The 26,996-nt window shown below is 69.9% G+C and carries 29 protein-coding genes and 1 tRNA gene; 5 read left to right on the top strand and 25 right to left on the bottom strand.

The genetic code is table 11. The features are described 5' to 3' along the window. Positions 1-92: 92 nt before the first annotated feature. The 13 genes from ABZ128_RS18130 to ABZ128_RS18190 all read right to left on the bottom strand — a co-directional run bounded on the left by ABZ128_RS18130 (position 93) and on the right by ABZ128_RS18190 (position 14,703). The gene (locus ABZ128_RS18130; RefSeq protein ID WP_356849423.1) at positions 93-749 is read right to left on the bottom strand and encodes a protein-tyrosine-phosphatase; all 657 of its coding nucleotides are present in this window, start codon (positions 747-749) and stop codon (positions 93-95) included. Further along, positions 746-1,393 carry an L-threonylcarbamoyladenylate synthase gene (locus tag ABZ128_RS18135; protein WP_356849424.1) on the bottom strand — a complete coding sequence of 216 codons (648 nt, stop codon included), beginning with the start codon at positions 1,391-1,393 and terminating at the stop codon, positions 746-748. The genes ABZ128_RS18130 and ABZ128_RS18135 overlap by 4 nt, the downstream gene beginning before the upstream one ends. 46 nt (positions 1,394-1,439) lie before the next feature. After that, positions 1,440-2,285 (bottom strand): peptide chain release factor N(5)-glutamine methyltransferase, encoded by an 846-nt coding sequence (gene prmC, locus ABZ128_RS18140; protein WP_356849425.1) that lies wholly within the window; start codon positions 2,283-2,285, stop codon positions 1,440-1,442. 55 nt (positions 2,286-2,340) lie between these two features. Continuing rightward, a complete protein-coding gene (prfA, locus tag ABZ128_RS18145; protein WP_356849426.1) occupies positions 2,341-3,420 on the bottom strand; it encodes a peptide chain release factor 1 in 1,080 nt (359 codons plus the stop codon). 111 nt (positions 3,421-3,531) lie between these two features. Continuing rightward, complete coding sequence (gene rpmE, locus ABZ128_RS18150; RefSeq protein ID WP_030153765.1) at positions 3,532-3,750, bottom strand: 50S ribosomal protein L31; 219 nt, start codon at positions 3,748-3,750, stop codon at positions 3,532-3,534. Between the two features lie 223 nt (positions 3,751-3,973). Continuing rightward, positions 3,974-5,077, bottom strand: a complete 1,104-nt coding sequence (locus tag ABZ128_RS18155; RefSeq protein WP_356849427.1) for an LCP family protein — start codon at positions 5,075-5,077, stop codon at positions 3,974-3,976. 371 nt (positions 5,078-5,448) lie between these two features. Beyond that, positions 5,449-7,548 carry a transcription termination factor Rho gene (gene rho, locus ABZ128_RS18160; RefSeq protein ID WP_356849429.1) on the bottom strand — a complete coding sequence of 700 codons (2,100 nt, stop codon included), beginning with the start codon at positions 7,546-7,548 and terminating at the stop codon, positions 5,449-5,451. A gap of 456 nt (positions 7,549-8,004) precedes the next feature. Beyond that, entirely contained in the window at positions 8,005-8,931 is a 927-nt protein-coding gene (gene thrB, locus ABZ128_RS18165; protein ID WP_356849430.1) for a homoserine kinase, read from the bottom strand. Between the two features lie 308 nt (positions 8,932-9,239). Further along, entirely contained in the window at positions 9,240-10,310 is a 1,071-nt protein-coding gene (gene thrC / locus ABZ128_RS18170; RefSeq protein ID WP_356849432.1) for a threonine synthase, read from the bottom strand. Between the two features lie 6 nt (positions 10,311-10,316). Continuing rightward, positions 10,317-11,621 carry a homoserine dehydrogenase gene (locus tag ABZ128_RS18175; protein ID WP_356849433.1) on the bottom strand — a complete coding sequence of 435 codons (1,305 nt, stop codon included), beginning with the start codon at positions 11,619-11,621 and terminating at the stop codon, positions 10,317-10,319. A 125-nt stretch (positions 11,622-11,746) separates the two neighbouring features. Further along, positions 11,747-13,138 carry a diaminopimelate decarboxylase gene (gene lysA, locus ABZ128_RS18180; RefSeq protein ID WP_356849435.1) on the bottom strand — a complete coding sequence of 464 codons (1,392 nt, stop codon included), beginning with the start codon at positions 13,136-13,138 and terminating at the stop codon, positions 11,747-11,749. A gap of 19 nt (positions 13,139-13,157) precedes the next feature. Further along, on the bottom strand, positions 13,158-14,120 hold the full coding sequence (nrtL, locus tag ABZ128_RS18185; protein ID WP_356849436.1) for an ArgS-related anticodon-binding protein NrtL: 963 nt from the start codon (positions 14,118-14,120) through the stop codon (positions 13,158-13,160). A 109-nt stretch (positions 14,121-14,229) separates the two neighbouring features. Then, entirely contained in the window at positions 14,230-14,703 is a 474-nt protein-coding gene (locus ABZ128_RS18190) for a response regulator (RefSeq protein WP_356849437.1), read from the bottom strand. Between the two features lie 107 nt (positions 14,704-14,810). On the opposite strand from ABZ128_RS18190, the gene ABZ128_RS18195 reads away from it, so the two are divergent. After that, positions 14,811-14,882: transfer RNA gene (locus ABZ128_RS18195), tRNA-Arg, on the top strand. Between the two features lie 212 nt (positions 14,883-15,094). On the opposite strand, the gene ABZ128_RS18200 is transcribed toward ABZ128_RS18195, so the two are convergent. The 12 genes from ABZ128_RS18200 to ABZ128_RS18255 form a co-directional block, all read right to left on the bottom strand. Then, positions 15,095-16,468 carry a site-specific integrase gene (locus ABZ128_RS18200; RefSeq protein ID WP_356849438.1) on the bottom strand — a complete coding sequence of 458 codons (1,374 nt, stop codon included), beginning with the start codon at positions 16,466-16,468 and terminating at the stop codon, positions 15,095-15,097. Continuing rightward, positions 16,465-16,638, bottom strand: coding sequence for a helix-turn-helix domain-containing protein (locus ABZ128_RS18205; RefSeq protein WP_356849508.1), 174 nt, complete (start codon positions 16,636-16,638; stop codon positions 16,465-16,467). Before ABZ128_RS18205 ends, ABZ128_RS18200 begins: the two co-directional genes overlap by 4 nt. 11 nt (positions 16,639-16,649) lie before the next feature. Beyond that, positions 16,650-18,032, bottom strand: a complete 1,383-nt coding sequence (gene repSA / locus ABZ128_RS18210; protein ID WP_356849439.1) for a replication initiator protein RepSA — start codon at positions 18,030-18,032, stop codon at positions 16,650-16,652. Further along, the gene (locus ABZ128_RS18215) at positions 18,029-18,214 is read right to left on the bottom strand and encodes a hypothetical protein (RefSeq protein ID WP_356849441.1); all 186 of its coding nucleotides are present in this window, start codon (positions 18,212-18,214) and stop codon (positions 18,029-18,031) included. The genes repSA and ABZ128_RS18215 overlap by 4 nt, the downstream gene beginning before the upstream one ends. 89 nt (positions 18,215-18,303) lie before the next feature. Continuing rightward, complete coding sequence (locus ABZ128_RS18220; RefSeq protein WP_356849442.1) at positions 18,304-18,852, bottom strand: GGDEF domain-containing protein; 549 nt, start codon at positions 18,850-18,852, stop codon at positions 18,304-18,306. Between the two features lie 94 nt (positions 18,853-18,946). Beyond that, positions 18,947-19,261 (bottom strand): SpdD protein, encoded by a 315-nt coding sequence (locus ABZ128_RS18225; RefSeq protein WP_356849444.1) that lies wholly within the window; start codon positions 19,259-19,261, stop codon positions 18,947-18,949. A gap of 23 nt (positions 19,262-19,284) precedes the next feature. Further along, a complete protein-coding gene (locus tag ABZ128_RS18230; protein WP_356849446.1) occupies positions 19,285-19,443 on the bottom strand; it encodes a hypothetical protein in 159 nt (52 codons plus the stop codon). Positions 19,444-19,460: 17 nt separating this feature from the next. Then, complete coding sequence (locus tag ABZ128_RS18235) at positions 19,461-19,652, bottom strand: mobile element transfer protein (protein WP_356849447.1); 192 nt, start codon at positions 19,650-19,652, stop codon at positions 19,461-19,463. 12 nt (positions 19,653-19,664) lie between these two features. Beyond that, positions 19,665-20,312: a DUF2637 domain-containing protein gene (locus ABZ128_RS18240; RefSeq protein WP_356849448.1), complete on the bottom strand. Its 648-nt coding sequence runs from the start codon at positions 20,310-20,312 to the stop codon at positions 19,665-19,667. A 78-nt stretch (positions 20,313-20,390) separates the two neighbouring features. Then, positions 20,391-21,749, bottom strand: coding sequence for an FtsK/SpoIIIE domain-containing protein (locus ABZ128_RS18245; protein WP_356849450.1), 1,359 nt, complete (start codon positions 21,747-21,749; stop codon positions 20,391-20,393). A 2-nt stretch (positions 21,750-21,751) separates the two neighbouring features. Further along, positions 21,752-22,090 (bottom strand): hypothetical protein, encoded by a 339-nt coding sequence (locus ABZ128_RS18250; RefSeq protein ID WP_356849451.1) that lies wholly within the window; start codon positions 22,088-22,090, stop codon positions 21,752-21,754. Between the two features lie 139 nt (positions 22,091-22,229). Then, positions 22,230-23,009 (bottom strand): GntR family transcriptional regulator, encoded by a 780-nt coding sequence (locus ABZ128_RS18255; RefSeq protein ID WP_356849452.1) that lies wholly within the window; start codon positions 23,007-23,009, stop codon positions 22,230-22,232. A gap of 18 nt (positions 23,010-23,027) precedes the next feature. On the opposite strand from ABZ128_RS18255, the gene ABZ128_RS18260 reads away from it, so the two are divergent. The 4 genes from ABZ128_RS18260 (at position 23,028) to ABZ128_RS18275 (ending at position 25,996) form a co-directional block, all read left to right on the top strand. Beyond that, on the top strand, positions 23,028-23,495 hold the full coding sequence (locus tag ABZ128_RS18260) for an NUDIX domain-containing protein (RefSeq protein ID WP_356849453.1): 468 nt from the start codon (positions 23,028-23,030) through the stop codon (positions 23,493-23,495). A 13-nt stretch (positions 23,496-23,508) separates the two neighbouring features. Next, positions 23,509-23,985, top strand: a complete 477-nt coding sequence (locus ABZ128_RS18265) for a hypothetical protein (protein ID WP_356849455.1) — start codon at positions 23,509-23,511, stop codon at positions 23,983-23,985. 690 nt (positions 23,986-24,675) lie between these two features. After that, positions 24,676-25,482, top strand: coding sequence for an adenylate/guanylate cyclase domain-containing protein (locus tag ABZ128_RS18270; RefSeq protein WP_356849457.1), 807 nt, complete (start codon positions 24,676-24,678; stop codon positions 25,480-25,482). Between the two features lie 19 nt (positions 25,483-25,501). Continuing rightward, a complete protein-coding gene (locus tag ABZ128_RS18275) occupies positions 25,502-25,996 on the top strand; it encodes a Pycsar system effector family protein (RefSeq protein WP_356849458.1) in 495 nt (164 codons plus the stop codon). Positions 25,997-26,996 lie beyond the last annotated feature (1,000 nt).

A 26,996-nucleotide genomic window follows, 5' to 3' on the forward strand; every position in this document is an offset into this window, starting at 1 on the left:
CCGTTCCGCCCTGCGGGCCGTCCGTCGGAGCCCGGTGCGTCGCCCGCCGCGGCCTTCGACGGCCCGCAGACCGCGCGTGCGGACCGGGAGGGTCAGCGGGCGGCCGTGACGCCGGTCAGGGCCGTGACCACCGGATCGAGCGCCTGGTTGATCTCGTCGCCGATGGAACGGAAGAAGGTGATCGGCGCGCCGTACGGGTCGTACACCTCGTCCGCGTCCGGCGAGGGCGCCAGCAGCCACCCGCGCAGCGCGGCCGCGGCCCGCACCAGGGCGCGGGCCCGCTCGGCCACCCCGTCGTCCAGCGGCGGCAGCGTGGCCGGGTCTATGGCCCGCACCAGGCGCGTGAACTCCTTCAGCGTGAAGGTCCGCAGCCCCGCCGAGTGCCCCATCGAGATGACCTGCGCCCGGTGGTCCCGGGTGGCCGTCAGCACGAGGTCGGCGCGGATCACGTGCTCGTCCAGCAGCTCCCGCCCGGTGAACCCGGAGGCGTCCGCGCCGAAGTCCGCCAGCACGGCCGCCGCGTTGGCCTCCATCGGGGCGCCCTCGTGGCCCCAGGTGCCCGCGCTCTCCACGATCAGGCCGCCGGCCGGCAGCCCGCCCAGCCGGTGCGCCAGCGCATGCCGGGTCAGCCGCTCGGTGATGGGCGAGCGGCACACGTTTCCGGTGCTGACGTGGAGGATGCGGAAGGTGTCCGACCGGGCCGCCGCCGGGTGGTGCCCGCTTGCTATGCCACGCCCCTCAGGGCTCACGGGGCCACCTCAAGGTCGGGTACGACCTCCCGCAGCTGCTCGGCGGTCAGCGCCCCCTCACGCAGCAGGACGGGAACCTTTCCGGTGACGTCGACGATCGAGGACGGCTGGATGCCCGGCGTCGGACCGCCGTCCAGGTACACCGACACGGAGTCGCCGAGCATCGCCCGCGCCGCCTCGCAGTCCTCCGGCGCGGGCTGCCCCGACAGGTTCGCCGAGGACACGGCCATCGGCCCGACCTCGGTCAGCAGCTCGATCGCGACGGGGTGCAGGGGCATGCGGACGGCAACGGTGCCGCCGGTCTCGCCCAGGTCCCACGCCAGCGACGGCTGGTGCTTGGCGACCAGCGTGAGCGCGCCCGGCCAGAAGGCGTCGACGAGCTCCCACGCCTGCTCGGAGAAGTCCGTGACGAGGCCGTGCAGGGTGTTCGGGGAGCCGATGAGCACCGGGACCGGCATGTTGCGGCCGCGTCCCTTGGCGGCGAGCAGGTCGCCGACGGCCTCGGCGCTGAAGGCGTCCGCACCGATCCCGTACAGGGTGTCGGTGGGCAGCACGACGAGTTCGCCGCGGCGCACGGCGGAGGCGGCTTCACGCAGGCCCGTCTTGCGGTCCGTCGCGTCGTTGCAGTCGTATCGCCGGGCCATCAGCGGGACTCCTCGTGCAGCAGGGTGTTCTCGGGCGGGGACGCGCTCACGGCAGGGCCTTGCGGGCGGTCGCGAAGCGCGGGCGGTTGTTCAGGTCGGGATGGTCGGCGGCGTCGGCCCAGCCTCGCTCCTCGGCGAAGATCCACGGAACCTGGCCGCCCTGGGTGTCGGCGTGCTCGATGACGACGATGCCGCCGGGCCGCAGCAGCCGGTGCGCGGTGCGCTCGATGCCCCGGATGGTGTCGAGGCCGTCCTCGCCGGAGAAGAGGGCCATCTCCGGATCGTGGTCACGGGCCTCGGGGGCCACGTACTCCCACTCGGTGAGCGGGATGTACGGCGGGTTGGAGATGACCAGGTCGACCTGGCCGTCCAGCTCGGGCAGCGCACTGAGCGCGTCGCCCTGGTGGACGCTGACCCGGGTGCCCTCGGCGTTCTTGCGGGTCCACCGCAGCGCTTCCTCGGACAGCTCGACGGCGTGCACGCGCGAGCGCGGCACCTCCTGCGCCATGGCGAGCGCGATGGCGCCGGAACCGGTGCACAGGTCCACGATCAGCGGCTCGACGACGTCCATCGCCCGGACGGCGTGTATGGCCCAGTCCACGACCGACTCGGTCTCGGGCCGGGGCACGAACACCCCGGGCCCGACCTGGAGCTCCAGGTACCGGAAGAAGGCGCGCCCGGTGATGTGCTGCAGCGGCTCGCGCGCCTCGCGCCGGGCGACGGCCTCCCAGTAGCGGGCGTCGAAGTCCGCGTCCTTGACGTGGTGCAGTTCCCCCCGCTTGACGCCGTGCACGAAGGCCGCGAGCTCCTCCGCGTCGAAGCGCGGTGAGGGCACGCCGGCGGCGGCCAGCCGCTGGGTGGCCTGGGCCACCTCGGCAAGCAGCAAGTTCACGCTGGTCCTCCGGGCTGCTGTCGTACGGGGGTGGTGCGGGGGCGGAGCGGGCTGATCAGTTCGCGGCGGCGAGCTTGGCGGCCGAGTCGGTGTCGACGCAGGCCTGGATGACCGGGTCGAGGTCGCCGTCGAGCACCTGGTCCAAGTTGTACGCCTTGAAGCCGGTCCGGTGGTCCGAGATCCGGTTTTCCGGGAAGTTGTACGTACGGATCTTCTCGGAGCGGTCCACGGAGCGCACCTGGCTGCGGCGCACGTCGGAGGCCTCCTGCTCGGCTGCTTCCTGGGCGGCCGCGAGCAGGCGTGAGCGAAGGATACGCATCGCCTGCTCCTTGTTCTGGAGCTGGCTCTTCTCGTTCTGGCAGGAGGCGACCACACCGGTCGGGATGTGCGTGATGCGCACGGCCGAGTCGGTGGTGTTGACGGACTGGCCGCCGGGGCCGGACGAGCGGTAGACGTCGATGCGCAGGTCGTTGGGGTTGATCTCGACCTCGACCTCCTCGGCCTCCGGGGTGACGAGCACGCCCGCGGCGGAGGTGTGGATGCGGCCCTGCGACTCGGTGGCCGGAACGCGCTGGACGCGGTGCACGCCGCCCTCGTACTTCAGGCGGGCCCAGACGCCCTGGCCGGGCTCGGTGGCGCCGTTGCCGCCCTTGGTGCGGACGGAGACCTGCACGTCCTTGTAGCCGCCGAGCTCGGACTCGGTGGCGTCGATGATCTCGGTCTTCCAGCCCACCCGCTCGGCGTAGCGCAGGTACATGCGCAGCAGGTCGCCGGCGAAGAGGGCCGACTCGTCGCCGCCCGCGCCCGCCTTGACCTCCAGGAGCACGTCCTTGTCGTCGCTGGGGTCGCGGGGGACCAGCAGCAGGCGAAGCTTCTCGGTGAGCTCCTCGCGCTGCGCGCCCAGCTCCTTGACCTCGGCGGCGAAGTCCGGGTCGTCGGCCGCGAACTCCTTCGCGGTCTCGATGTCCTCCCCGGTCTGCTTCCACGCCCGGTAGGTCGCGATGATCGGGGTCAGCTCCGCGTAGCGCTTGTTGAGCTTGCGCGCGTTGGCCTGATCGGAGTGGACCGAAGGGTCGGCGAGCTTCTTCTCAAGGTCGGCGTGCTCGCCGACCAGTTCCTCGACCGCCTCGAACATCGGGGGCTCCTGGGGTGAAAAGTACGAAAAAGGGCTGCGGGACGACAAAGGCGCCGGTCCGGCCGCCCCCGTGTGGACAGGGTGCAGCCGGGGTCCGGCGCCGGGGGCTCGCTACTTCGAGCCGGCAGCCTTGCCGAAGCGGGCCTCGAAGCGGGCGACACGGCCACCGGTGTCGAGGATCTTCTGCTTGCCCGTGTAGAACGGGTGGCACTCGGAGCAGACCTCGGCACGGATGGTGCCCTCGGTCAGGGTGCTGCGGGTGGTGAACGACGCGCCACAGGTGCAGCTGACCTGGGTCTCGACGTACTCGGGGTGAACATCGCGCTTCAAGGTGTCTCCTAGATTCGGGAGGGCGCCGGGTCGCAGGAGCCGAATTGCGCACTGCGTGAACCGGGGCCGACAGACCAGTCTGCCAGGACCGGGCTGCCTGTCAAAATTCTGAGGACGATCCCCTCAACGAGGGGGGTCCGGGATCTATTCCGCGGGCCGTGGAGCCGGGCGGGGCCCGGGCGGAGGGCCCGGTGAAGAGCCCGGCGAGGGGCCCGGTGAACGCCTAGCGGACGATCTCCCCCGCCTTGCCCTTGTCGCCCATGGAGTTCGCCGTGGCCTCGGCCGGGATCGGCTGCTCGCCCAGCAGTGCGGTCCACACCATCTGGGATTCCCTGGTGAGCGGGACGACCCGGTCGGGGTCCCGGGCGTCGGCGGTCACCGGCAGGGTGATCATCTGCATGTTCTGGGCGTCGATGCCCTGGAGGCTCTGGGCGAAGCCCGCGAGCGCCTTCACGCTGCCGAGCTGGGTGTCGGTGGTGAGCGACTTGGTGGAGGTGTCGGCGAGGTCGAGCAGCCGCTTGGGGCTGTCGAAGAGGCCGATGCCCTTGACCTGCTTGATCAGGGCCTTGATGAAGGCCTGCTGCAGCTGTATTCGGCCGAGGTCGCTGCCGTCGCCGACGCTCTTGCGGGTGCGTACGAGGCCGAGGGCCTGTTCGCCGTTGAGCTTGTTGGTGCCGGGGGGCAGGTCGAGGTGGCTGGACCCGTCCTTGATCGGCTTGGTGGTGGTCACCTCGACGCCGCCGAGGTTGTCGATGATCTTCTTGAAGCCCGTGAAGTCGACCTCGATGTAGTGGTCCATGCGGATCCCCGACATCTTCTCGACGGTCTTGACGGCGCAGGCCGCCCCGCCGATGGTGAACGACTCGTTGAACATCTGGCGCGGCCCGCCGCGGTCGGTCTTGTTCGAGCCGGTGACCGTGCAGGCGGGCCGGGTGACCAGGGTGTCGCGCGGGATCGATATGACGCTGGCCTTCTTGTGGCCCTCGTACAGGTGGACGATCATCGCCGTGTCGGAGCGGGCGGAGCCGCCGTCGTCGTGTCCGTACTCGCCGTTGGCGCCGCCGCGGGAGTCGGAGCCAAGGACGAGGATGTCCATCGAGCCGTTGTCCACGTCCTGGGGACGGTCGGTGCCGAGGGCCTGGTCGATGTCGACCGTCTTCAGGTTCCCGTTCAGCGTGAAGTAGACGTAGCCGAGGCCCGCTCCGCCGAGGAGGACGACGCCGGCGGCGCTCCACGCCGCGATCGCGAGGGCTCTGCGGCGCTTCGCCGGTTTCCGTCGGCGCCGGCCCGCGGCGCGTCGGCCCTGGCCGCTGCTGTCCTCGCTCATGCTCTCCTCAGTCCTGCGTACCGTCTCCGGCGGGTTCCGGCCCGGTGGCCTCCCGCTGTCGCTGACACAGACGGCGGAACGCCCCCTCAGGGTTCCACGGCGTACGGGGGCCGCCGGCGGACGGCCGCGGCCGGGCCGGACGGGACGGGCGCTCGGCCGCGCCCGCTCCCGCCTGCGGTTTCCCGGCCGGCGGGGGCGGCGGCGTACGCAGGTCGCCCGGCGGCCGGGTGTGGCGAAGCTCGCACCCGTACGCCCTCCCCTGCGACCGCCCGCACGCGCCTGCGTACGCGCCGGCGCACCGGACGCGCACGCGAGGCCGCCCCCGTCGCGGATGCGGCGGGGGCGGCCTCGGTGGTGCGCGGCGAAGACGGTCAGTCGTCGTTCTTGCCCGACGGAGTCGTCTTGGCGATCTGCATCAGGAACTCGGCGTTCGACTTCGTCTGCTTCATCTTGTCGAGCAGCAGCTCGATCGCCTGCTGCGAGTCGAGCGCGTGCAGCACCCGGCGCAGCTTCCAGACGATGGCGAGCTCCTCGCTGTTGAGGAGGATCTCCTCCTTGCGGGTGCCCGACGGGTCGACGTCGACCGCCGGGAAGATGCGCTTGTCGGCGAGCTTCCGGTCGAGCTTGAGCTCCATGTTGCCGGTGCCCTTGAACTCCTCAAAGATCACCTCGTCCATGCGCGAGCCGGTGTCGACCAGCGCGGTGGCCAGGATGGTCAGCGAGCCGCCGTCCTCGATGTTGCGCGCGGCACCGAAGAAGCGCTTCGGCGGGTACAGCGCGGTCGAGTCGACACCACCGGACAGGATGCGGCCGGAGGCGGGCGCCGCGAGGTTGTACGCGCGGCCCAGACGGGTGATGGAGTCCAGCAGGACGACCACGTCGTGACCCAGCTCGACGAGGCGCTTGGCGCGCTCGATGGCCAGCTCGGCGACGGTGGTGTGGTCCTCGGCCGGGCGGTCGAAGGTCGAGGAGATGACCTCGCCCTTGACCGACCGCTGCATGTCGGTGACCTCTTCCGGACGCTCGTCGACCAGGACGACCATCAGGTGGCACTCGGGGTTGTTGGTGGTGATCGCGTTGGCGATCGCCTGCATGATCATGGTCTTGCCGGTCTTCGGCGGGGCCACGATCAGGCCTCGCTGACCCTTGCCGATCGGCGACACGAGGTCGATGATGCGGGTCGTCAGCACGCCCGGGTCGGTCTCCAGGCGGAGCCGGTCCTGCGGGTACAGCGGCGTCAGCTTCTGGAACTCCGGTCGGCCCCGGCCCGATTCGGGCGCCATGCCGTTGACGGAGTCCAGCCGCACGAGGGCGTTGAACTTCTCGCGGCGCTCGCCGTCCTTGGGCTGGCGCACGGCACCGGTGACGTGGTCGCCCTTGCGCAGACCCGCCTTGCGGACCTGGGCGAGGGAGACGTACACGTCGTTGGGGCCGGGCAGGTAGCCCGAGGTCCGGATGAACGCGTAGTTGTCGAGGATGTCCAGGATGCCCGCGACGGGGATCAGGACGTCGTCGTCGGCGACCTGCGGCTCGCCCGGCGCGAACTCGTCGCGTCCGCGGCGGCCCCGGCGGTCGCGGTAGCGGCCGCGACGGCCGCGGCGGCCGCCCTCGTCGTCGAAGTCGTCCTGCGGACCGCCGTCCTGGCGGCCCTGCTGACCCTGCTGGCCCTGGCCCCGGCCGCCCTGCTGGCGGTCCTGACGGCCGCCGCCCTGACCGCCGCCCTGGCCCGGGGCGCCCTGGCCCTGGTCATCGGCCTTGGCGCCGCGCTCGCGACGGCCCTGGCGGTCGCCGCGCTCGGCACGGTCACCGCGGTCGCGGCGGTCGCGGCGGCCGCGGCCCTCGCCGTCCTGCGCGGGCGCGGAGACGGCAGTGGCGGCCTCGGCCTTGACATCGGTCTGCGCGGTGGCGGCAGGCGCGGAGGCGGTCTCGGTCTTCTGCTCGACCTGGACGGCCGTGGCGACCGGAGCCGCGGTCTCCGGGCTGCCGGAGGGGGCCGTGGCCCGGCGGCGGCGGCGCTCGCCGGCCGGGGCTTCCTCTGTCCCGCGCTCGGCTTCGCTCGTGCGGGAGGGGCCACCGGCCGGCTGGCCCGGGATCTCGATCTGCGCCTGCGTGGCAGGCTTCTCGGCGGGCGCCTGGGCGGCGGTCTCGCCGGTGCGGGCCTTGCTGGTGGCGCGGCGCTTCGGCTTGGCCTCGGCGGCCTCGGCGGTCGTGGCGGCCGCGGCCTTGGGGGCGCTGCCGCCACCCGCCTGGGCCTCCTTGATGACCTCGATCAGCTGGCTCTTGCGCATCCGCGCGGTGCCCCTGATGCCGAGGCCGGACGCGACCTGCTGCAGCTCGGCCAGGACCATGCCCTCAAGGCCGGTGCCGGAGCGGCGGCGCCGTCCGGCAGTGGCGGCCGGGGCGCCCGCGGCGGGGGCACTGGCGTCGACATTGGTGTCGGCAGCGCCCATCAGATCGGTGGTGTCGCTCACGAAGGGTCCTTCCCTGGAGCGGACGTCGGCCTGTCTGGCTCGGCGACCGGTTGTGCTGTCCGACGGCAGTCCATGGCCTGATGGGACGTGGACCGCAGCCGGGGCGGTGGTCCGCCGGTGAGAGATACGGCGGAAGAAACGTGCATGGTGGTTCCGGCGAGAGGCCCCCGAGCTGGAAGCGTGGGAAGTTCACGCCGATTCCGGAGCGTGCTCGAAACTGCTGGCAGCGATCAAAGCAGTCGGGGAGGCTCCCGGAAGAAAGGTGGTCCCGGATGGGGACACTGAGCACCGAGCCATGGCGGCTTCGGCTGCGCACTTGAGACTAACACTACCGGATCCAATAGATATTCCCCCTCTCAATCACCTGCAATCGCGCCTTCCGCGGAGCGGCCTGCCCTGGCCGCCCCCGGGCGGTGGACGTTTTCCGGCCACCGCCCGTCCTGCGCAGTCCGCGGCCTAACCGGCCGGGGTGCCCAGCGGAAGTACGCTCGCGCCCGCGGCGTCGAGGGCGAGCCGGTTGGCCGCCCATCCTTCGCCGGCGAGCTGCGCGACCTTGTCGGCCGCGTCGTTGTCGGCCAGCGCGAGGACCGTCGGGCCCGCGCCGGAGATGACCGCGGGGATGCCGTCCGCCCGCAGTCGGCCCACGAGTGCCACGCTCTCGGGCATCGCGGGGGACCGGTACTCCTGGTGGAGCCGGTCTTCGGTGGCCGGCAGCAGCAACTCGGGACGCCTGGTCAGGGCTTCGACGAGCAGGGCCGCCCGGCCCGCGTTCACGGCCGCGTCGACGTGCGGGACGCTGCGCGGCAGCAGGCCGCGCGCGGTCTCGGTCAGGACGGGCTTGGAGGGCACGAAGACCACCGGAACGATGGAACCGGCGGGCTCCATCCGGATCGCCTTGGCACTGCCGCCGTCCATCCACGCCAGGGTGAAGCCGCCGAGCAGACAGGCGGCGACGTTGTCGGGGTGGCCCTCGATCTCGGTGGCCAGTTCCAGTACGGCGGCGTCGTCCAGCTTGGCCTCGCCGCCTATGGTCACCGCGCGGGCGGCGACGATGCCGGCGCAGATGGCGGCGGAGGAGGACCCGAGGCCGCGGCCGTGCGGGATGCGGTTGGCGCAGACGACCTCAAGGCCGCGCGGCTGGCCGCCCAGCAGGTCGAAGGTGGTGCGCATGGAGCGTACGAGCAGGTGGCTCTCGTCCCGCGGGAGGGTGTCGGCACCCTCACCGGCGATGTCGACGTGCAGGCCGGAATCGGCCACCCGGACGACGACGTCGTCGTAGAGGCCCAGGGCCAGGCCCAGGGCGTCGAAACCCGGGCCGAGGTTGGCACTGCTGGCGGGGACGCGCACCCGTACGGCGGCGGCGCGGAACGCTGGACCGGCCATCGTCCGATGACACTCCTTGTGACTGTGCGAGACGAGGTGTTCGCTGGCTCGCTGCGAATGTACTGGAGAACGTACGACACCCGAAGGCCCTCTGGGCAGCACCACGGTCATATGCGCGGTGGCGGATGTAAGTACAGCCTATCGAAGGAAGGTTCTCTCGCGACATAGGGCGCACAGGAGGCGCACGATGCGTGTCGCTGCCCTCGCTCCGGGTCCGTCGGCCTTTGCTGCCGTACGACCTGGATTGCCGGGTTCCGGAAGGCTCCGGAACCCGGCAACTCACAGGGAGGTGGTGCGGCTTTGCCCGGTCAGACCAGGCCGAGCCGGACGGCCGCGGCCTCGGCGTCCACCGGAACGGTGACCGGCTGCGGGGCGCCGGCCACCGCCCAGTCGGGGTCCTTGAGGCCGTTGCCGGTGACGGTGCATACGATCTTCTGGCCCGGGTCGACCAGCCCCAGCTCGGCGGCCTTGAGCAGGCCCGCCACGGAGGCGGCCGAGGCGGGCTCCACGAAAACGCCCTCCTGCGCGGCCAACAGCCGGTACGCCGCCAGGATCTGGCGGTCCGTCACCTCGTCGATGAAACCGCCCGACTCGTCCCGCGCGGCGAGCGCGTAGTCCCAGGAGGCCGGGTTGCCGATGCGGATCGCGGTGGCGATGGTGTGCGGCTCCTTGACGACCTCGCCGCGCACGATCGGCGCGGATCCGGACGCCTGGAAACCCCACACGCGCGGCGTACGGGAGGACAGGCCGTCGGCCTTGTACTCCTTGAAGCCCTTCCAGTACGCGGTGATGTTGCCGGCGTTGCCGACGGGCAGCACGTGGATGTCCGGGGCGTCGCCGAGCGCGTCGACGATCTCGAACGCGGCCGTCTTCTGACCCTCGATGCGCACCGGGTTGACCGAATTGACCAGCGCCACCGGGTAGTTGTCGGACAGCGCACGGGCGAGGTCCAGGCAGTCGTCGAAGTTGCCGTCCACCTGGAGGATCTTGGCGCCGTGCACCAGCGCCTGGCCCATCTTGCCGAGCGCGATCTTGCCGCGGGGCACGAGGACCGCGGAGACCATCCCGGCACGCACCGCATACGCCGCGGCGGAGGCCGAGGTGTTGCCCGTCGAGGCGCAGATGACGGCCTTGGCGCCGTCCTCCTTGGCCTTGGTGATCGCCATCGTCATGCCGCGGTCCTTGAAGGACCCGGTCGGGTTCGCGCCCTCGACCTTCAGGTGCACCTCGCAGCCGGTGCGCTCGGAGAGCACCTGTGCGGGGACGAGGGGAGTGCCGCCTTCGCGGAGCGTGACCACGGGCGTCGCGTCGGTCACCGGCAGGCGGTCCCGGTACTCCTCGATGATGCCGCGCCACTGGTGGGTGCGATTGCTGCTCATGGGTCCTTACTCCCCTTCAACGCGCATGATGCTGGCCACACCGCGGACGGTGTCCAGCTTCCGCAGCGCCTCGACGGTCCCCGAGAGGGCGGCGTCGGGTGCGCGGTGGGTGACGACGACGAGGGAGGCCCCATTGCCGGCCCCGTCCTGGTGTCCCTGCTGGCGGACGGTGTCGATGGAGACACCGTGCTCCGCGAACGTCGTCGCCACCTGGGCGAGGACGCCCGGCTTGTCGGCCACATCGAGGCTGATGTGGTAGCGGGTGACGACGTCGCCCATGGGGCTGACCGGCAGCTGGGTGTACGCCGACTCGCCCGGCCCCGTTGCCTCGGCGAGCTTGTTGCGGCAGACGGCGACGAGGTCGCCCAGGACCGCCGAGGCGGTCGGCGAACCGCCCGCGCCGGGCCCGTAGAACATGAGCCGCCCGGCGGCCTCCGCCTCGACGAAGACGGCGTTGTACGCCTCGCGGACGGAGGCGAGCGGGTGGCTGAGCGGGATCATCGCGGGGTGGACGCGCGCGGTGACGGACTCGCCGTCGGCGGCCCGCTCGCAGATCGCGAGCAGCTTGATGGTGCACCCCATCCGCTTGGCGGAGGCGAAGTCGGCGGCGCTGACCTCGGTCATCCCCTCGCGGTGGACGTCGTCCAGCCGGACCCGGGTGTGGAAGGCGATGCCGGCCAGGATCGCGGCCTTGGCGGCGGCGTCGTAGCCCTCGACGTCGGCGGTCGGGTCGGCCTCGGCGTACCCGAGGGCGGTGGCCTCGTCGAGCGCCTCCTGGTAGCCGGCGCCCGTCGAGTCCATCTTGTCGAGGATGAAGTTCGTCGTGCCGTTGACGATGCCCATCACGCGGTTGATCTTGTCGCCGGCGAGGGACTCGCGCATCGGGCGGACCAGCGGAATGGCGCCGGCCACGGCGGCCTCGTAGTACAGGTCCAGCCCGTGCTGCTCGGCCGCCGCGTGCAGGGCGGCGCCGTCCTGGGCGAGCAGCGCCTTGTTGGCCGAGACGACGGAGATGCCGTGCTCGAAGGCGGTGGTGATCAGGGTGCGGGCGGGCTCGATGCCGCCGATGACCTCGATGGCCACGTCGATGTCGCCGCGTTTGAGGAGCGCGGTCGCATCGGTGGTCACGAGCGCCGGGTCGATGCCCTCGCGCACCTTGGAGGGGCGGCGCACGGCCACACCGGCCAGCTCGACGGGCGCCCCGATCCTGGCCGTCAGATCGTCGGCGTGCGTCGTCATGATGCGCGCCACCTCTGAGCCGACCACTCCACAGCCCAGCAGCGCCACCTTCAGCGGACGCGTACGCATCATTCGACCTACGCCTTTCGATCTTCCAGCTTCACCCGGTACGCGGTATTGCGTTCCAGGTCTGAACCAGTCTCACTCAATGGACAGCAGTTTCCACCTTCGGTCCATTGAGTGAGACGCCTATTTCATCATCCGAGGTCGAGGCGCAGGAGATCTTCCTCCGTCTCGCGCCGGACGATCACGCGGGCCTGTCCGTCGCGCACCGCGACGACGGGCGGGCGCAGCGCGTGGTTGTAGTTGCTGGCCATGGAGCGGCAGTACGCCCCGGTGGCCGGCACGGCGAGGAGGTCGCCCGGGGCCAGGTCGGCCGGCAGGAAGGCGTCCTTGACGACGATGTCGCCGCTCTCGCAGTGCTTGCCGACGACGCGGACGAGCATGGGCTCGGCGTCGGAGACGCGGGAGACGAGGGTCACGGCGTATTCGGCGTCGTAGAGGGCGGTGCGGATGTTGTCCGACATGCCGCCGTCGACCGACACGTACGTCCGCAGCCCCTCCAGCGGCTTGATCGTCCCCACCTCGTAGAGGGTGAAGGCGGTGGGCCCGACGATGGCCCGCCCGGGCTCGACGGAGATCCGTGGCGCCCGCAGCCCGGCGGCCTCGCACTCGCGGGCGACGATCTCGTGCAGGGCCTTGGCGATCTCGTGCGGCTCGCGCGGGTCGTCGGCGGGGGTGTACGCGATGCCGAGGCCGCCGCCGAGGTCGATCTCGGGCAGCTCGACGCCGTGCTCGTCGCGCACGGCGGTCAGCAGCTGCACGACCCGCTTCGCGGACACCTCGAAGCCGGCCATGTCGAAGATCTGCGAGCCGATGTGGGAGTGGACGCCGAGCAGTTCCAGGCTGTCGTGCCCGAGCGCCCGGCGTACGGCCTCGGCGGCGGAGCCGTCGGCGACGGCGATGCCGAACTTCTGGTCCTCGTGGGCGGTGGCGATGAACTCGTGGGTGTGCGCCTCGACGCCGACGGTGACGCGGATCTGCACGGGCTGGCGGACGCCCAGCTCGCGGGCGATGTGCGCGACGCGGGCGATCTCCTGGAAGGAGTCGAGCACGATGCGCCCGACCCCGGCCCCGACGGCGCGGGTGATCTCGGAGACGGACTTGTTGTTCCCGTGGAAGGCGATCCGCTCGGCGGGCATCCCGGCGGCGAGGGCGGTGGTCAGCTCACCGCCCGAACACACGTCGAGGTTGAGCCCTTCTTCGCGGAGCCACTTCACGACGGCCTTGGAGAGGAACGCCTTCCCGGCGTAGAACACGTCGGCGTCGGGCCCGAAGGCGTGCGCCCAGGCCCGGCAGCGCTCCCGGAAGTCCTCTTCGTCGAGGAAGTAGGCGGGCGTCCCGAACTCCTCGGCGAGCCGGGTGACCTCGATCCCGCCGACGGTGACGACCCCGTCCTGGTTGCGGGTGACCGTCCGGGCCCAGACCTTCTCGTCGAGCGCGTTCAGGTCGGCGGGCGGCGGGGCGTGGTGGCCCTCGGGCAGGACGTCGGCGTGGCGGGGTCCGGCGGGGTGCGCGGAGCGGCTCATCGGTATCTCTCTTCGCAAATCACAGGCAGTCGGGTGCGTCCATGCCGAGCAGGGCCAGGCCACCGGCCAGCACCGTCCCGGCGGCTTCGGCGAGGGCCAGTCGGGCGCGGTGGGCGGCCGAGGGTTTCTCGTCGCCGACGGGCAGCACGCGGTACTGGAAGTCGAGCAGCTCGTCGGCGGTCACGACGAGGTGCCGCGTGAGCTTCTCCGGCGCCCGGTGGTACGCGGCGGCTTCGAGCACGAGGGGGTGGTCGGCGAGGGCGCGCACCAGCCCGGGGGCCTCGTCGGCGCCGATGTCGCCCGGCTCGCCCGCGAACCCCAGCCGGGCGGCGTTGCGCACCAGCGCACGGCTGCGGGCGTGGGCGTAGCGGACGCGGAAGAGTTCGCTGTCCTCGCCCTGGACGAGCAGCTGCGCGGAGAAGACGGGGGTCTCCCGGGGGGCCACGGACAGCATGGCCCAGGCGGCGGCGTCCGCTCCGTAGCGGGCGACGACGTCGCCGTCGCGCCGGGCCACGGGGGCGACCCGCAGGTCCGCGGCGGCGTGGCCTGCGGGGGCCGCGGGGCTGAGCCCCTGACTCCGGGCGATCCGGTGCACGGCGTCGCCCACCACCCGCGCCCGCAGCTCGCCGTCGGGGGCGTACCCGTACCGCAGCCCCCGGGACCGCACCTCGCGTACGAGCTCGGCGGCGGAGCGCTGCGCGAGCACGAAGTTCAGGAAGCCGGCGCCGGTGATCTCGACCCGCTCGATCCCGGGCTCTCCTCCGAGCCGCCGGGCCAGGACGAGGGCCACCTCGCGGGGCTGCCGCCCGGCGGTCCTCGCCACCTGGAAGGCCACGGGGGTGGCGTACTCCCCCACTCCCCCGGGCCTGGTCCGCTCGACGACCACCCGCTCGGGCACGCCCGCCGCGGCGGGCAGCTCCCCGTCCTCCACGGCGCAGCGCACGGCGCGTACGACGGTACGGGAGAGGTCCACGGGGGTCACAGGGCCCAGCCTAGGGGAGAAGCCCCGGCAACCCGCGAACGGTTTCGCCATGTGAACAGGAAGGACGAAGGGGACGGTGAACGGGGTGGCGCCGGGAACAGCCGGGCTCCTACCCGCGGCCACCCCTGCCGGCGGGGGCACCCTTCCGCTCCCTGCGGTCCTTCCGCTCGGCCAGCCGCCGTACGACCCGCACCAGCTCGGCCGGCTCGAACGGCTTGGCGAGGAAGGCGTCCACCCCGGCGGCGGTCCCCGACTCCACCTCGTGCTGCGTGCAGGCGCTCACGATGGCGACGGGCAGGTGCCGCGTCCGCGGATCGGCCCGCAGCTGCGCGGCGGCCCCGAACCCGTCCAGCCGGGGCATGACCACATCGAGAGTGACCACGTCGGGACACACGCGGTGGACGACGTCCAGGCACTCGGCACCATCGTTCGCGGTCACCACCTCGAAACCCTCCAGTTCGAGATTGACCTTGATCAGCTGCCGGATGACCTTGTTGTCGTCGACAACAAGCACCCGGCCCGAGGCGCCTGGCACAACTTGAGAGTAGGTCCGCCTAAGCCCCCGCGTCCGGGTTTTTGCCACTTCCACCCCGTCCGGGCGACCCGGCCCCCACCCACCCGCGAAAGGGGTTCCTGATCACCCCGCGGAAGCTGGTAGTGTTCAACCCGTCGCCGCACCGCGAACGACACGCCCCCGTAGCTCAGGGGATAGAGCAACGGCCTCCGGAGCCGTGTGCGCAGGTTCGAATCCTGCCGGGGGCACACTGTGTAAGTGTGTCCAAGACCCCGCCATCAGCGAGAACGCTGAGACGGGGTCTTCGCGTATGTGCTGCCATGTGCCAGGCCATGCAGCCGCATGACAGCCCCTGCGGCCTATTCGCGGCCTGGAGTCCTCCACAACTCCCCAGGTCAGCCTGGGAAACACGAAGGCCCCCGGGTTTCCCCAGGGGCCTCGGGCCGCAACGGCTCACCTCTCACTCGTACTCGCGGAGCAGCTCCTCGATCCGCCGGTTGCCGACCTCCTGCCGGCCGTCGAGGCACTTGGCGTACCGGCCGAGCAGAACCTCCACGCTGTTGCCCGCTCGCGCCGCAACCTCGGTCGGGTCGACGCCCGCGTTGAGCCAGGTGGAGAGCGCCGAGTGCCTCAGGTCGTACGGGCGCCGCGCGAGCGGAGAAGCGACGACGGCCGGCGGCAGGGCCAGGAGCCGCGCCTCCTGCCAGGCCCGGTAGTACGTGGAGGACGACACCACTCCCCCGCCCTCGCTGAAGAAGAGCCGCCCGTCCGGGGCAGTCCCGAAGGTGTCGATGTGCTCCTTCAGTACAGCGACGAGCTGGGGCGGGATCGGCACGCGCCGCACCTCCTCGGCAGGCCGGTTCTTAAGTCCGCGGTCGTCATGGCTCAGGCCGGAGTCCGTCCACTGCCGCCCGACGCTCGGACGGGACCGGTTCAGCAGGGCCTCTCCCCAGCCGCTGGACGGGAGAGTGAGATCAGGCAGGGACAGCCCGACCGCCTCGGCGGGCCGGAAGCCCCCGAAGTACATCCCGGCGAAGAGGCCGACCAGGCGCCGGCCGCGGGCCCGCTTGTAGCCGCCGACGTACGACACCGCACACAGCAGTGATCGCGCCTGCTCCGGATTCGCCACGACTCGGGGATCCACGTCGTTGGCTACCTTCGGCCTTTGCCAGCGGACAGCCCCAAGCGGATTCTCCTGGAACTCACCTAGATCAACCGCGTAGTGCATGGAATTCACCAAGGTACGCCGCTTCCGGTGAACGGTTTCCGCTGCGGCAGCAGTCCCGTCAAGCTTGACCTTGAGGGAGTCGAGTACCGCACGCCCCACGACGGGATCCGCAAGATCTCCGAGGGGACGAGAGGCCTTGGACACCCAGTGAAGCGCGTTGGCGATCTCATCCGGGATTTCTCGATCATCGGGCCCTGGCATGACGAATGCCCAGTTGCGCAGCGCTCGCCGGAGAACCCTCTCCTCGGGGCGGCCGGGCCGGTCGTCCAACAGGGCCAGCGTGACGGAGGTCAAAGATTCGTTGATCCCGTCGCGTGTGTTCGGGGCGGCGTGCGGCCACTTCATCGCAAGGTACTGCAACGCGAAGGAGTACCAGCTCAGGGATGCCTTGCGTTCTGCCATGGAGTCGGGAAGGCCCGAAACCGTGTCGAATTCCTCGCCGTCGCGCGAGGCACGAAGCAGCTTCGACCTGAAGCTGTCAGCGAGCGCCTTCGTCTTGCGCGTTTCAGAGAAGGCCAGCCCCGCAACCTTCCATCGCACCTCATAGGAGAGCCGTTTCCCAGGCTTGACCCGAATCGACCAGACCCGCACATCGGTCGACTTCACGCGGCTGCTCCCTCTCGGCTCCTCAGCCAGGTGAGAAAGTCACTCCGCCATACGCGCAGTTCACCGTTCGGGAGCTTGAAGGCTTCGGGAGCGAGACCCAGCTCACGCCACCGATAGAAGGTGCGCCGGGAGATCCCTTTCAACTCGGAAAGGACTTCCGGAACGGTCATCAGCTCATCCTTCACGGTGCGGCTCCTTCCATGTCGTGCAGTGCTTCGCGGGCGGTCTCCCGGTTGAGCTGGATGTTGCGGGCGATGGTGGCGGCGAGGACCGACTCCCCCGGGCTGTGTCCGTGGCCGGCGTACTGCCAGGAGGCGAGCACAAGGACGGTGTCCGGCTCGACGTCGGTGAGGCCGCGGGCTTCGCGCTCCTGGGCGGCGCGATAGTCGGCGCGGGTCTGGCGTAAGGCGCCGAGCGTGGTCGAGTACTGGCGGGACTTGGTGGAGAAGTGGCCGCGGAAGCCGAGCATGTGTGACCAGGCGGCGAGGCGGCGGTCCGGGTACACCGGGTCGAGGTCGAGGCAAGCCGAGATCAGACGTGCTGCGTGGTCCGGGACGTCGAGGAGGACCAGGGCCTCGCGATTGCCGATGCGGCGGTCGAGGGTGCCGGTGTTCTCCGCCGCCTTGGTGGCGTACTTCGCGACGTACGAGGCAACGGCCTGTTCGGTGATGTCCGAGCCGTCCCCGAACGCCTTGATCGGGCGGATGTCGAGTTGCGTCCCCCAGTGGAAGGTTCGAGTGGGCTGGTCGGCGGCGGCCGGGACGGTGATCGAGGTGTAGGAGTGGGCGACGGCGCTGCGGATCGAGCGGTCGAGTAGCTCGGTGCTGGCCCAGGAGGGTGGAGGGCTATCGGGGCCATCGGGTCCGTCGATGCGGATCACCGCGTGGAAGTGGATCGCCCCGCGCTTCTGAAACTCGGCGACCTTGCCGTACGAGACTCGGGCGACCTCCTGGAGCTCGCGTTGGGTCAGTCCGGCGTAGGCCGCGATCTCGCGGCGCAGGCGCGTGGTGAAGCGCTGCCAGAGCTGTCCGGCGTGGTTGTTGAAGAGGACGGCGGCGGCGTAGTCGTAGGTGTGCGGGTCGAGGGCGGTGCCGAGCTCGGCGTCGTGCTCCTGGTGGTGCTTGCCGCAGCGGCAGGGGCGACCGGCGGGGCGGTTGTGGACCGGGCCGAACGAGGGCGCGGTGAGGGTGGCGAAGACGCGGGGGTGTTCGCGGACGGTGGCGGGGATGTCTCGGCGTTCGTCTCCGGCGAGGCCGGCGCGGATGAGGTGGTAGGTGTCTCCGGCGTAGGTCCAGGCGCAGGCCGGGCAGCGGGAGGCGCGGCGGTTGCCGCAGGCGGTGCGGAGGCGGGCGCCCGGCTCGTTCTCGGTCGAGTACCGGTGCAGGATCTCGCCTGAGGCCTTGTCCTTGGCGACGGTCCAGCCGGTGATGTGGATGGGGTCGGAACAGCCGCCGGTGCGACGGATCTGGTCCTCCCAGCGGGCGTAACCGGGTGCCCCGGCCACCTTCAGCATGTCGCCGAGGAGGCCGGGGTCCAGGTCCGCGAAAGCCGCGGGGTGGGTCACGCCGTCACCGTCCGGTGGGGTCGGCGGGTCGAGCGGTGACCGGTGCCGTGGCAGGCCGGGCAGTGGGCGGTGATGGTGCGCAGGGCCCCTGTGCGGTCGCGGCCGCCGAGGGTGATGGCAACGGCGGGGAAGCCGTCGCAGTTGGGGCAGACCTGGGGCGGTATGGGAGTGGGCTGGGCCATGATGGTGGTCCTTTCGATTGCGGTTGGGAGGGGCCGGTCCGTCCGGGCGGCGGCGATGCTTGGCGGCTTGTGCGTCGCCCGGAGGCCGGTCAGCGAGTGGTGTGGCGCGAGCCGCGACGGCCGTTGGTGCCCTTGGCCGCGTACATCGCGGCGTCGGCGACGGCGAGGGCTTCGGGAAGGCTGCGGACGGGCAGGTCGGCGAGGCGACAGGAGCCGACGGAGACCGAGACCGGCAGAGGCTGGCTGTCGTGCATCACGGGGACGTGGAGCAGGGCGGTCAGTCGGTCCAGGTCCGAGCGACGGTGCACGGCGACGAACTCGTCCCCGCCGAGGCGGCCGGCGAACCCGTAGTGCTCGCACCAGCCGGTGAGCCGGGCGGCGGTCGCGGCGAGGGCAGCGTCCCCGGCGGCGTGGCCGTGGGTGTCGTTCAGGCTCTTGAACTCGTCCAGGTCGAGGAGGAGGACGGCGGAGTCCCGGTGTCGGCGGATGAAGCGCTCGGCTCGTACGGTCCATCCGGCGCGGGTCCGCAGGCCGGTCAGCGGGTCGCGGCGGGCGGTGGCGAGGCGGTGGGTCAGCAGGGCGGAGTGGGCGGCCCAGCCGATGAGCGGCAGGCCTAAGGCGAGCGATTGGGTGTCCACGATGCTCCTTCGTGCGGTCCGGAAGTGGTGATGGGTCGGGCTCCGAGCGGCGGCGATGCTTGGCGGCTTGTGGCGCCCCTCGGAGACCGGTCGGTCAGTGGTTCTTGAACTCTTGGCGCAGGGCCCGAAGCAGGAAGAGCAGCACCACGCCGCTGATGGACAGGGCGACTGCGGTGACGGCGACGGCCAGGAGGAGCGAGACGGCGACGGAGGCCAGGGCGAGGACTCCGGCGATTCCGCCGGCGGCGAGGGCGAGCGCGGTGCCAGGTGACTGCTGGACCAGGCCGCCGAGGACGGTGGGGGTCTTCGCGGGAGCCGGGGCCGACGCGGTGTGTTCGACGGGGACCGGGGTCGGGCGGATGGTGGCCGGGGCGTAGCTGTCCGGGCGGGGGTACTGGGGCTTGAACACGGCGGTTCTCCTTCCGGAGCGGGCTACTTGTGGATCGCGGTGTCGATGGCCGGGGCGAGGAAGCTGTCCGCGAGGAGGAAGCCGCCGAGGAGGATCACGGCGACGAGCCACCACGGCGGGCGGATGAGCTTCACGCCGAGGACACCGACGGCGAGGAGGGCGAACCAGAGCGGGACGTCCATGGCGTTGGCCTTTCGGTTCAGCTGACGCGGCAGCGGTGGGAGCGGGCGGCGAGCTGGGCGGCGGTCGAGGAGCTGTAGTCCGAGGACCAGCCGCAGCCGTCGGAGGTGCACACGGCGGCGTCCTTCGAGCGGCCGTGGCGGTCGCGGTAGGTGCCGATCTGGACGGGGCCGATCTTCATGAGCGAGCGGAAGTTGATCCGGGCGGGCATGGCGGTCTCCTGTCAGGCGAGCTGGGCGGCGATGGCCTCGGCCAGCGGGGGCGGGACGCCGAGCCGGGCGCGCAGCGTCTCGGTGTCGATCTCCGAGCCGGTGCGGGTTCGGTGGTCGGCCGCGATCTTCTGGGCATGGGCGACGAGGGCGGGCGGAGCCGTGACCGTCGGTGCGGGGGCGGGCAGGGCGGGGACCGGGGCGACCTGTACGCCGGGTTCTGTCTCCCGCTCGACCACGGGCTGAGGCGCCGTGACGGGGTCGGGCTCGGGAGACGGCGTGCTGGGCGGCGTAGGCCTGTGGACCAGGAGCGTTCCGCCGAGGAAGGCGAGCGCGGGCCATCCGGCGACGAGGATCCGGAGCCAGGCGGGGACGTCGTTCAGGTCGAGAAGGCCGGCGGTCGCGACGTTCGCGCCGAGCGAGGCCGCGAGGGCGACGGCGAACCAGGACCAGGCCGACCGCGAGGGCTCTCCCGCGTCCCGCAGGGTGCGCAGGCGGTGCCAGGCGGCGACGAGGAGCAGGTCCACGCTGATCGGGTAGGCCCAAGCCTTCCAGCCGTCCTGTCCGGCGGCTTCGGCAAGGTCGTGCAGGTGGGCGAAGGAGAGGGCTCCGGCGATGACGGCCTGGACGAGGACGGCGTCCGGGCGGACCAGGCGATTCATGGTGTTCACCTCCTTTCAGGCATGGGGGTGGTAGGGACTTGGCGCGATGAGGCCGCGCCGACCGGGTGGGCCACGTGCTTAGAAGGCAGTTGCCGTAGCAGCCTTGGGCTGGACCTTGCCCACGAGGACCCGAGCAGGGAGCGCAGGCCGGAAGGGCTCCAGCTCCGGGATGCTCGGCGTGCGGTGGGCGTGGGCGTTGCAGGTGTCCACGGCCTGGCGGAGCGTGGTGTGCGGGGCCCGGATGCGGGACCAGCCGCCGGAGGAGTCACCGGCCACGGCGGTGCCGGGGCGGTCCTTGTCGATCTGGACGGCGGCGAGGACGGCATCCGGGAAGATGTCCCCGAAGGCCATGTTGGCCGAGGTCTCGTCGTTGACCCGGTGGGCGGTGCGGCCGGTGAGCTGGGCGCGGAGCATCGTGATCCCCTTGCCGAGCTCGGAGCCGAAACGCTGGCCGCAGATCTCCAGGTGGATGCCGGCGGCTCGGCCGAGCTGGGCGAGGCGGACGAGATCGGTGACGATCTGGTCCCGCCGTACCTCCTCGGCCTTGTTCGCGGCGAGTGCGAGCTCGGCAACCTCGTCCACCAGGACCACGACGGGTACGGGGCGAAGGTGCGCGGGCAGGTCCCAGATGTCGGCGGTGATCTCCGCATCGGGCAGGGCGACGCTGATGCGCTGCTCGGCCCGGATGACCTCGTAGACGCGGCTCATGTACTGGACGAGTGCGGCCAGCAGTTTGGCAGCGTCGGCGGGGTTGTCCGCCATGGCGGTAAACCGCGCCGCCAGCGGCGAGAGTTCCACGCCGTTCTTGCAGTCGATGCCGACGAGCGCGACGTTCTGCGGTGCCAGTCCGGCGACGAGCGTGCGCTGATAGACGGACTTCCCCGATTTCGTCGCCCCGACGTTCAGGGCGTGCGGGACCTGGCGGTAGTCCCGATGGTGGACCTCCCCGTCCTCCCGCAGGGCCACCGGGACCCGGAGCACCTCAGTGGGCCGGGCCGCGGGCATCCGCACGCGCTTGAGTACGTCGTACCCGGTCATCCGCAGCTCGACGACGCCGGACCGGATCTCCCGGGACACGACGTTGTGGAGGGCGAAGGAGTGCCGTAGCCGGTCGGATGAGGCGGAGAAGTCGAACGCGTCCTGACCGGGGCGGAGTTTGAGCCGGAGGACCAGGCCGGTCGCGGTGGGCCGCAGCCGCAGGATACGCGGCGAGCGGGCTTCGGGGACGGGGCGGTTGGTGACCCGGGCGAGGGTGAGTCGCCAGCGGGAGGGCGGGACGGTGAGCCCGCAGGCGTCCATAACCGAGCCGTAGCGGATCAGGACGCGGACCGTCGCGAGGGTGACCCCGAAGGTCATCCAGTACCAGGTGGGCTGCAGCCAGCGCAGAAGGAGCGCAAGGGCGAGGACCACCAGCAGCGTGATCCATAAGGCGTTCATGCTCAGCCCGCCTTGGCCAGGGAGGTGACGGCGACGGCGCGGAAGCTGATCCCGTGTCGCTTCTGGCCGTTGAACTCGTTCTCCCACGGGCGGGCGACCAGGCCGGTCAGGGCGACCGGGGTGCCCATGGCCAGCTCGCCGGAGATGTCGGGCTCCGCCACGGTCACGGTGATGACCTCGGCGTTGCCGTTCATCACGAACAGCACGTCGACGGTCATGAGGTTGCTGCCGCTCTCGTTGTCGACGGCGACCTGACCGGTCTTCTTGTCACGGATCTTGAGCTGCGGGGGCTGGGCGACCATCACGGTCGCACCGGTGGTGTCGACAGGGATCTGACGCACGGAAGATCACTCCTCTATAGGGGTGGGACTCCATCACTCATGTACATGAGTGACATGAAGAAGAGTGCATCACTCCTATACATGAGCCAGCCCGCTGCGAAGAGAAACTCGCAGCGGGCTGTGGGAAGTTGAGCAGTCGTCAGTCTCGTGCAGAGATCCGGTACTCGAAAACGAACTGGTCAGCCGCCATCAGGGTGTCGCAGACCTCGACTACGCGACCTTCCTCGGTAACGGCGTTGCGGAGCAGGTGAACCACCGGAGCACCGGGGCTCAGTGACAGCTCAGTGGCTTCGGACTTGGCGGCCGGCCGGGCCTGGAGCGTCTCCACGTACTCGGCGAAGACGTGACCGTGGTCCTCCAGCCGTGCGTAGATGCCGCCAGGACCCGGGTTCTCGGCGAACAGCTCGGGGATGTCCTTGACGACGTCCCACGGCAGGTACGAGGTGGCGGTCTCCACGGGTGTCCCGTTGCGGAAGTACAGCCGTCGGCGGGCCAGGACCTGAGTCCCCGCGGTGACGCCGAGCCGCTCCGCGATCTCTTCAGGCGCCTCCATGGGCCCGATGAACAGGACGCTCACTTTGGCCTCGGCCCCGGACTGTGCGGACTCGGCGAGGTAGGCGGCCCGACCCTCCTGCCGGTGCGTACGCCGGAAGCGGTCCGAGGACCGGTGCCGCACGGGCGGCCGGGCCTTCACCATCGACCCCTTGCCGTGCCGGGTCTCCACGAGCCCACTGGCCCGGACCTCCACCATGGCCTTCCGGATCGTCCCGCCGGAGACGCCGTAGCGCTCCACGAGCTCGGACTCACTCGGCACCATGTCGCCGGCGCTCAGCACCCCGGCCCGGATCTGCTGGACGATGTCATCGGCGATCTGCACGTACCTCGGTACGGCGCGGCCACCTCCCACTGCGGTTCCCATAGTCCTTCTCTTCCTCCTATGCTCCTGTACATGAGTACGGGTTCCCCGCAGGCCAAGTCAACGCCACTGCACTCCGTGTCCGTAGCCGGGGCAGTGCTGCGCGAGGACGGCCGCCTCCTGGCGATCCGCCGAGCAGACAACGGGACTTGGGAACTGCCGGGCGGCGTACTCGAACTCACCGAGTCCCCGGAGGCCGGCGTCCGCCGCGAGGTCCTGGAGGAAACGGGCATCGAGGTCGAGGTGGACGAGCTCACCGGCGTCTACAAGAACACCACCCGAGGCATCGTCGCCCTGGTCTTCCGCTGCAAGGTGTCCGGCGGAACGGAGCGCACCTCGGAGGAATCGACCGCGGTTGCCTGGCTCACTCCGGAGGAGGTGTCCGAGCAGATGTCCGAGGTCTTCGCGATCCGCCTGCTAGATGCCTTGGACGACACAGGCCCTCACGTCCGCAGCCACGACGGCCGAACCCTCACCAGTGCTCGCTGACGCGGGACGGCTCATGACTGCGGATCTTGCCCTGCGCTTCGAGCGCATCTCCAGCCGGGGAGCCCACAACGATCTCCGGTTGAGCATCGGCACCCATAGGCACGTCTGCGATTCCTACTACTTCGCCATCGACCAGTCGCCAACGGCTGCGGGCGCAGGCCTGGGAACGAAGATGGGACGCCTGCTGGAGCAGTGGAACGAGCAGGTCGCCGAGCTCGTGGGCTCGGGCGGTATCGCCTACCTTCCGTACGACTTCTCCGACCAGTGCACGGCATGGCTGCGCGTCTCGTCGCCGGATGGACAGACTGCCTTGGTTCAGGCCGGCTGGAGCCGGATCGAGGCCTGGGGCATCGAGCCATCCGACTACGCCGATACACCCGAGGTCACAGACTTCGCCCCGATCGACGGCGCTGGCATCGAGTGCTCGCTTCTCGACCTGACGGCGTGCATCGAGGCGAACCGAGCCGCTTCGGTAGCCACAGGCCCATAGGCGCGGTAAGAGTTTCCCTACTTCATCAAGGGCGCTTCCGCCGCCAAGGCGGCGTCGCGCGCCCATCGCCCCGGGCCTGCGCTCCTGTCTGCGCCCCGCTCCAGCCCGGGGCGCCGGCCGCGCGCCAATGGCTAAGGGCTTGATGGGCTGAACCAGCCTGGCCAGTCGGCTGCCGGTCAAGACTGATGCCTCCGGCGGGGGCGCTCCGACTCCGGGATGGCGGGGGCGCCGTGCGCGGGTGCCGGTACGTCGTGGCGAGCGTGGGGAGGCTCCCATCCCGTCTGCCATCGACCCAGGCAAGCCGAGCAGACGCGGGCCCTGGCGTCCAGGTCGTTCGTACAGTGGCGCGCTCCACCTGGACGCCAGGGCCCGCGCCCGCTCCACATACGTGTGGGTCGACGGCAGACGGGATGGGAGCCGGGGCGGTCGTGGGTGCAAGCAGGGGGCAGCTGACCCATCAACGTGCCCCAGGCATGCCCGATCGGTTGAGCGCCCTTCCACGGCCCGAGGACGGCCTGGGAGGGCGCTTGCGTGTCGGCGATACCTCTGTTGCCCAGTGGCAGTCGGGTCCCTACCGGGAGAAACTAAAAGGGTACCCCGGTGGTTAATGGGAACCCACCGCCAACTGCATCGGATCACCCTTTCTCGTGCACGTTAACCAGCAGGTGGGTGCAACACGGGAGCGCAGTCATGGCAAATCCGGAAATCTCTCCAGATGTGCTGGGTGATGACATCTCGGAAAATGAGCAAACTATACCGGACGAGTTGATTTTGAATCATGCGCCATCAGGGTGGGCGGAAGACGAAGATATCTTGAGCCGAGTTAAGGGGCATAAGCATATATCGGCGATTGTTATGGCGGCCGATATTCGTCGATCCACCTTCCTGATGAAAGAGGCAGTTAGTGAAAGAAGGTACGGAGACATACTCGGCGACTTTATCGAATTGTCCAAGAGGGGGATAAACGAACGAGGGGGGTGGTTCGATAAGTTCACTGGCGATGGCTTCCTGGCGTACTGGCCCTACAACCCCGACTCATCAGACGGCCTGTTCGCAACCGGCATTAGGGTGCTGCATCTCGCCGAAAGTTTGCTTCAAATGTTCAATTTCCAAGTAATTCCACGACTGAGGGCTAACAGTAGAAACTTCCCTAGGTCTGCCGGGCTTTCGATCGGGATTGATGCTGGACATGTGCGCCTGCTCACGATAGCGGGGGACCTTACGATTGTCTCGCCCACGGTCGTCGGTGCTGTGAGGATGGTGTCCGCCGCAGCACCTTCTGAGGTGTTGTTGAACGTCTACCTTGGGGAGTTCCTCAATAGGAACGAGTTCAGATTGGAGAGCGACTCCGGCTGGTGCGTGACGCTTGAATATCGTCAGACCAAGGAGTACGACCAGCAAGAGGTCTACTCCGCTCGGCTGGGTAGTCTTGATTCTCCGCAGAAGCTCCACGGAGGGCCGATACCCTCAGCCAATGGTGCCCGGACCTTGCCTTGAACTTCGGAGGTGTGGTCGATTGAATGCCGATCCGGTCGAAACTGCGTGGAAAGTTCATGCGAGCCTCCTCGACTGGACTGGGAAAGCGGATTCGAAAGCCGCCTTTGCTCTGACTGTCGAGTCTGGAATCCTGGTTGCCATTACTGCCCTATCGGGTAACGGGAGGCGTCTTGGTAAACTCAGCGAGGGAGCACCGGTTTCGTTGTTGTACACCGGGGTGTCATTGCTGGCCCTGGCCATCTTGTTCGCTGCTGCGGCGGTGCTGCCCAATGTTCGCAAGGGGGCGGTGTCGAACGAGGCAGCCGATAATTTCATCTTCTTCGGCCATCTGAAATCATGGGAGTGGCGCGACTTGGAGAAGGCTCTGCGCGAGAGGGATCCGTTGCCGGTTATCTCGCGACAGCTCGTCGTGATGAGTAGGATAGCGTGGCGTAAGCATGCATGCGTAAAGGCGTCGCTATTCTTGAGCGTGCTGGGTTCGGCCTTGGTGGCCTTGGGTGGACTTCTTGGTTAGCGGGCTAATTCACCCAGCTTCCTCCAGTCGTGGATGACAGGAATTCACTGTGGTCGGTGGAGCGGCTTTGGGCTGGCACTGATTTGGCGCGAGTGATCATGGCCATTACGCTAGCCAGCGGATCGGGCAGGTTTGTGAGCCTGCCCGTTAGTGCCCGATCTCAGGCCATGATCTTCGAGCTTCGGGTCAAATTGGCTGCCTAAATCCGCGAAGCTGACCGCCGCAGCCAGAGAGGGTTTATCCCCACGAAGGTGCCCGCAGCCGCGAGCGCGCCGCCGGATGCGGCCAGCCGGGGCGAAGACAGGAGTGCAGGCCGCGCTGCAAAGTCGGCGCGCGCCCGCGACGTGCGCGGGCCTTGACGAGGTGGGGCAATTGCTGCCGCTTTCCGTAACTGGGGGACGACTATACAGCAGCGATGTACCGCAACCACAGTAACCGCCCCCATCCGCTACCGTTCCTCCGGGGCTTCGTAGCGGCCGGTATGGCCGTCGCTGACCGATCTGGCTAGAGCTACGGATCAGATGATGGCGCCGGAGGCTCTGAACGGCGAGCCAAGGAGATACGGCGAGCAACCGTCAATCCGTCAGATGCCAAGCGGACGACGTACCCGGCACCGATCAGCGTGAGCACTTGCACGGCGCCTGTCAACGTAAAGATGAGGGCCTTTGCGCCACCAAACCAGCCAACGATAAGCGTTGCCCCACTCAACACAAGGCTCAAAACTGTGACGAGGGAGGTAATCAGCGTAGTTTGAAGGATGACCTCCGTAAGGAGGTCACGGAGCGCTGGGCGATCATGCCGAAGTTGATGCGCCAAGGCGTCAGCCCGCGCTGCAGTTCGATGCTCAATTCTGCGGTCAAGCAGTCGGTCCAAAGGCCTCTTCCACAGATCCATTCCGAGGCCTAGCAGCGCACCAAGGAGGAGTCCCAGCCAGAAAACCCCATTCACCGCAGCATCGTCCCATCAGCGCGCCCTGGAATCACAGTCGATCCTTCTCAAC

This window comes from Streptomyces sp. NPDC006326, from assembly GCF_040612915.1.
In the GTDB taxonomy this organism is placed as follows: Bacteria; Actinomycetota; Actinomycetes; order Streptomycetales; family Streptomycetaceae; genus Streptomyces.

Bases quoted from the DNA above. Each gene is read 5' to 3' on its own strand.
- ABZ128_RS18135 (WP_356849424.1), bottom strand. From the start codon at position 1,393: ATGGCCCGGCGATACGACTGCAACGACGCGACGGACCGCAAGACGGGC.
- prfA (WP_356849426.1), bottom strand. From the start codon at position 3,420: ATGTTCGAGGCGGTCGAGGAACTGGTCGGCGAGCACGCCGACCTTGAG.
- ABZ128_RS18155 (WP_356849427.1), bottom strand. From the start codon at position 5,077: ATGAGCGAGGACAGCAGCGGCCAGGGCCGACGCGCCGCGGGCCGGCGC.
- thrB (WP_356849430.1), bottom strand. From the start codon at position 8,931: ATGGCCGGTCCAGCGTTCCGCGCCGCCGCCGTACGGGTGCGCGTCCCC.
- thrC (WP_356849432.1), bottom strand. From the start codon at position 10,310: ATGAGCAGCAATCGCACCCACCAGTGGCGCGGCATCATCGAGGAGTAC.
- ABZ128_RS18175 (WP_356849433.1), bottom strand. From the start codon at position 11,621: ATGATGCGTACGCGTCCGCTGAAGGTGGCGCTGCTGGGCTGTGGAGTG.
- lysA (WP_356849435.1), bottom strand. From the start codon at position 13,138: ATGAGCCGCTCCGCGCACCCCGCCGGACCCCGCCACGCCGACGTCCTG.
- ABZ128_RS18205 (WP_356849508.1), bottom strand. From the start codon at position 16,638: ATGACCGTTCCGGAAGTCCTTTCCGAGTTGAAAGGGATCTCCCGGCGC.
- ABZ128_RS18215 (WP_356849441.1), bottom strand. From the start codon at position 18,214: ATGGCCCAGCCCACTCCCATACCGCCCCAGGTCTGCCCCAACTGCGAC.
- ABZ128_RS18230 (WP_356849446.1), bottom strand. From the start codon at position 19,443: ATGGACGTCCCGCTCTGGTTCGCCCTCCTCGCCGTCGGTGTCCTCGGC.
- ABZ128_RS18235 (WP_356849447.1), bottom strand. From the start codon at position 19,652: ATGCCCGCCCGGATCAACTTCCGCTCGCTCATGAAGATCGGCCCCGTC.
- ABZ128_RS18240 (WP_356849448.1), bottom strand. From the start codon at position 20,312: ATGAATCGCCTGGTCCGCCCGGACGCCGTCCTCGTCCAGGCCGTCATC.
- ABZ128_RS18245 (WP_356849450.1), bottom strand. From the start codon at position 21,749: ATGAACGCCTTATGGATCACGCTGCTGGTGGTCCTCGCCCTTGCGCTC.
- ABZ128_RS18255 (WP_356849452.1), bottom strand. From the start codon at position 23,009: ATGGGAACCGCAGTGGGAGGTGGCCGCGCCGTACCGAGGTACGTGCAG.
- ABZ128_RS18260 (WP_356849453.1), top strand. From the start codon at position 23,028: ATGCTCCTGTACATGAGTACGGGTTCCCCGCAGGCCAAGTCAACGCCA.
- ABZ128_RS18265 (WP_356849455.1), top strand. From the start codon at position 23,509: ATGACTGCGGATCTTGCCCTGCGCTTCGAGCGCATCTCCAGCCGGGGA.
- ABZ128_RS18270 (WP_356849457.1), top strand. From the start codon at position 24,676: ATGGCAAATCCGGAAATCTCTCCAGATGTGCTGGGTGATGACATCTCG.